The organism is Staphylococcus ureilyticus, assembly GCF_002902235.1.
Classification (GTDB): domain Bacteria; phylum Bacillota; class Bacilli; order Staphylococcales; family Staphylococcaceae; genus Staphylococcus; species Staphylococcus ureilyticus.
The window spans coordinates 1-4,191 of the sequence record NZ_PPRL01000109.1 but is presented as its reverse complement, the minus strand read 5'-3'; the positions used below and the strand labels follow the sequence as shown (position 1 = coordinate 4,191).

Below are 4,191 nucleotides of genomic sequence, written 5' to 3'. Positions count from 1 at the left end.
GTCTTAGTTTATATTTGAGAGAATATAGTAAAGTATATTAAAATAATAAAGTATCATAGAGAGCTGGGATTAATCTTTAATGATTCAATCCCAGCTACTTTTATTTTCAAATCAATAAAATTTCGATTTGAATTATACATATATTTAGGAAGTGATAAAATGTCGGAAAGATCAGACATGCAAAATGAAAACCACGAAGAAACTAAAAATAACGATGCTAATAACAAATATTCCACTAAAAATATGAGCTTTAAACGGAAAAATTTCATTTTAACAATCATAAGTATTGTGCTTATAACAGCAGTTTTAACAGTTTTTGCAACCATAGCAGTCATGAACTGGACAAGTGGGCTAGATGGAAAACAAAGAACAGAAATGAAAAAGGTTGAAGATGTCTATAGTATTTTAAATAAAGAATATTATAAAAATACAGATTCAGAAAAAATATCGGAATCTGCAATTAAGGGAATGGTAAAAGATTTAGATGATCCATATTCGGAATATATGACTAAAAAAGAATCTAAATCGTTTAACGAGGATGTCTCAGGTGATTTTGTAGGTATCGGTGCAGAAATGCAAAAAAAGGGAGATAAAATTCAAATTACAAGCCCTATGAAAAACTCTCCTGCAGAAAAAGCTGGCATTCAACCTAAAGATGTAGTGACTAAGGTGAATGGTAAGTCTATTAAAGGCCAACCACTTGAAGCTATAGTCAAAAAAGTGCGTGGAAAACAAGGTTCAAAAGTTACATTAACAATTGAAAGAGCGAACCAAGAACACGACATCACTATTAAAAGGGATAAAATACATGTTAAGAGTGTTGAATATGAAAAACACGGAAATACTGGTGTGTTTACAATAAATAAATTTCAAAGTAGTACTTCTGGTGAATTAAAATCTTTAATTATTAAAGCTCATAAAGATGGAATTAGAAAAATTGTTCTCGATTTACGTAATAATCCCGGTGGATTGCTTGATGAAGCTGTGAAAATGGTAAATATTTTCGTGGATAAAGGAAAAACCGCAGTTCAACTTGAAAAAGGCGATCAAAAAGAACAAATAAAAACATCAAACGATGCAAGCAAAGAAGCTAAGGATATGGATGTTTCAATTTTAGTGAATAAAGGTTCGGCCAGTGCGTCAGAAGTATTCACTGGTGCTATGATGGATTATAATAAAGCTAAAGTTTACGGTTCAAAAACTTTTGGTAAAGGCATAGTACAAACCACACATGAATTTGATGATGGTTCACTATTAAAATTTACGAATATGAAATGGTTGACTCCAAAATCTCGTTATATTCATGGGAAAGGCATTAAACCTGATACAAAAATTAATGAACCTGAATATCAATCTTTAAGCGTCATACCTAATACACAGACATACCAGTTGGGTGATGAAGACAAACATGTTAAAACAATTAAAGTGGGTCTATCTGCATTAAACTATCAGTCTAATAATAAATCTAAACGCTTTGATAAGGAATTAGAAGATGCTATTAAATCATTCCAAAAAGATAATAATTTAACAGTTAATGGAAAATTCAACAAACAAACCAATGATAAATTCACACAAGCTTTAGTTAATAAAGCAAATAAAGAAGATACTGTATTACAAACCCTATTAAACAAATTAAAATAAAGAGGTGAACCTCGCATGATAAGATTAGGTACCGTAGAAGATTTACCAACTATTTTAACGATTGTAGAAGAAGCAAAGTCAATAATGCAACAAGAAAATAACAACCAATGGGATGAACAATATCCATTAAAATCACATTTCAAAGAAGATATTAGTAAAGATTCATTGTTTGTTTTAGAAGAAAAAGATACAATTTTTGCCTTTATAGTTGTCGACCAGCAACAATCTGAGTGGTATGATGAACTGGCATGGCCAATTGATAGAAAAAATGCATACGTTATTCATAGATTGGCAGCCTCATCAGAATATAAAGGTGCTGCTACAAAATTATTTGATTTTGCTGTTAACCTTGCTTTACGAGATAATGTACATGTAATGTTAACTGACACTTTTGCATTGAATAAACGTGCTCAAGGATTATTCCAAAAATTTGGCTTTATCAAATTAGGTGAAGTAAATATTGATTATCCTCCTTTCGATAAAGGAGAACCATTCTATGCCTATTATAAAAAATTAGAAGAATAGAGGTAATAATATGACAAAAATCGCATTTACTGGTGGCGGTACTGTTGGACATGTTTCTGTTAATCTAAGTTTGATTCCAACAGCTTTAGAAGAAGGATATGAAGCATTTTATATCGGCTCCAAAAATGGTATGGAACGAGAAATGATTGAATCCCAATTACCAGAAATCCCATATCATAAAATTTCAAGCGGTAAATTAAGACGATACATCTCTTTTGAAAATATTAAAGATATTTTTAAAGTATTAAAAGGTATCTTTGATTCAAGACGCATATTAAAAAAAGAAAAACCTGACCTATTATTCTCAAAAGGTGGTTTTGTATCTGTGCCTGTAGTTATCGCTGCTAAATCCCTAAAAATTCCAACTATTATACATGAATCTGATTTAACACCCGGACTAGCAAATAAAATTGCTTTAAAGTTTGCTAAAAAGATTTATACAACCTTTGAAGATACATTACAATACCTGCCGAGTGAAAAAGCGGATTTTGTAGGTGCTACAGTGCGGGAAGATTTAAAAAGTGGTGATAAAAATAGAGGCTATCAATTAACAGAATTTAAAGATAATAAAAAAGTTTTATTAATCATGGGTGGTAGCCTTGGAAGTAAAAAGTTAAATGATATTATTAGAGATAATTTAGACGCATTATTAAAAAATTATCAAGTGATTCATTTAACTGGTAAAGGATTGCTAGATCAATCCTTTACCGATAAAGAAGGATACGTTCAGTTTGAATTTGTTAAAGACGATTTAACTGATTTATTAGCGATAACAGACACAGTTATTAGTCGTGCTGGCTCAAACGCTATATATGAATTCTTGGCATTAAGAATTCCAATGCTTTTAATTCCGTTAGGTCTTGACCAATCTAGAGGAGATCAAATAGACAATGCGAAAAATTTTGAATCTAAAGGTTTTGGAAGAACAATTCCTGAAGACACTTTAACCGAGGATAAACTCATCGATCAGTTAAAAGATATCGAAACTCATCGTGAATCTATTATAACTCAGATGCAAACATACAAAGAAAGTTTTACACGCCAAGATTTATTTCATAAAATTATTAAAGATGCAAATAACTAATAATAGGGAGGATACGCAATGAGTCGTTGGAAAAGAATAAGTCTACTCATTATTTTTACATTAATTTTTGGCATTATTGCATCCTTCCATGAATCAAGATTAGGAAAATGGATAGACAATGAAGTTTATGAATTCATATATTCTTCTGAAAGTTTTATAACTACAACATTTTTCCTAGAAGTTACTAAAATCGGGGAAGTATGGGCAATGGTTTGTTTATCTTTATTACTTATCGCCTATTTAATGCTTAAAAAATTAAATATAGAGGCACTTTTCTTTGCTATAGCAATGAGTTTATCAAGTACTTTAAACCCATTATTAAAAAACGTATTTGACAGAGAACGACCTACACTGTTACGTCTCATAGATATCTCTGGTTTTAGTTTTCCAAGTGGACACGCAATGGGATCAGCCGCTTTCTTTGGCAGTACCATTTACATTGCTAATCGTGTCATGAAAGGTAAAACAAAAGGGATTATGATAGGTCTTTCAGCACTATTTATTATTTTAATTTCATCATCAAGAGTATATCTTGGTGTTCATTATCCAACTGATATCATTGCTGGTATCATTGGTGGCGCTTTTTGTGTCGTATTATCAACACTAATATTGAGGCACAAATTAAAAATTTAAATAATAACGAAATAGAACAAATGGCAATTTCTATATAAAATAGAAATTGCCATTTTTTAAATTCATCTGAGATACTTATATCTCAAACTTAATTCAATTGTGTCAAAAATTATTATAAAAACCGATTTCATAATGCAAAACCGGTTTCTATATATACGTTGATTTACAACGTTAGTCTTTTACGGGCATATAAAAGGGGATATTTACGAAAATGATCAATTCTACTAAAACAAATATGTGTGGGGGGGAATGTCTATGTAGTATTGATAATCATTTTCAATTACATTATACAACACTGAGAATAATTG

General features: G+C 30.6%; 4 protein-coding genes. All 4 read left to right on the top strand.

Annotated features, from left to right (window positions below; genetic code table 11):
* The first annotated feature begins 159 nt into the window (after nt 1-159).
* The 4 genes from CD150_RS10470 to CD150_RS10455 are packed head-to-tail and all read left to right on the top strand — an operon-like array spanning nt 160 to nt 3,883.
* The gene (locus CD150_RS10470) at nt 160-1,641 is read left to right on the top strand and encodes a S41 family peptidase (RefSeq protein WP_073342090.1); all 1,482 of its coding nucleotides are present in this window, start codon (nt 160-162) and stop codon (nt 1,639-1,641) included.
* Between the two features lie 15 nt (nt 1,642-1,656).
* Nucleotides 1,657-2,166, top strand: a complete 510-nt coding sequence (locus tag CD150_RS10465) for a GNAT family N-acetyltransferase (protein ID WP_064208958.1) — start codon at nt 1,657-1,659, stop codon at nt 2,164-2,166.
* 10 nt (nt 2,167-2,176) lie between these two features.
* Nucleotides 2,177-3,250 carry an undecaprenyldiphospho-muramoylpentapeptide beta-N-acetylglucosaminyltransferase gene (gene murG, locus CD150_RS10460; protein WP_073342092.1) on the top strand — a complete coding sequence of 358 codons (1,074 nt, stop codon included), beginning with the start codon at nt 2,177-2,179 and terminating at the stop codon, nt 3,248-3,250.
* Nucleotides 3,251-3,268: 18 nt separating this feature from the next.
* Entirely contained in the window at nt 3,269-3,883 is a 615-nt protein-coding gene (locus CD150_RS10455; RefSeq protein ID WP_103161564.1) for a phosphatase PAP2 family protein, read from the top strand.
* Nucleotides 3,884-4,191: the final 308 nt, after the last annotated feature.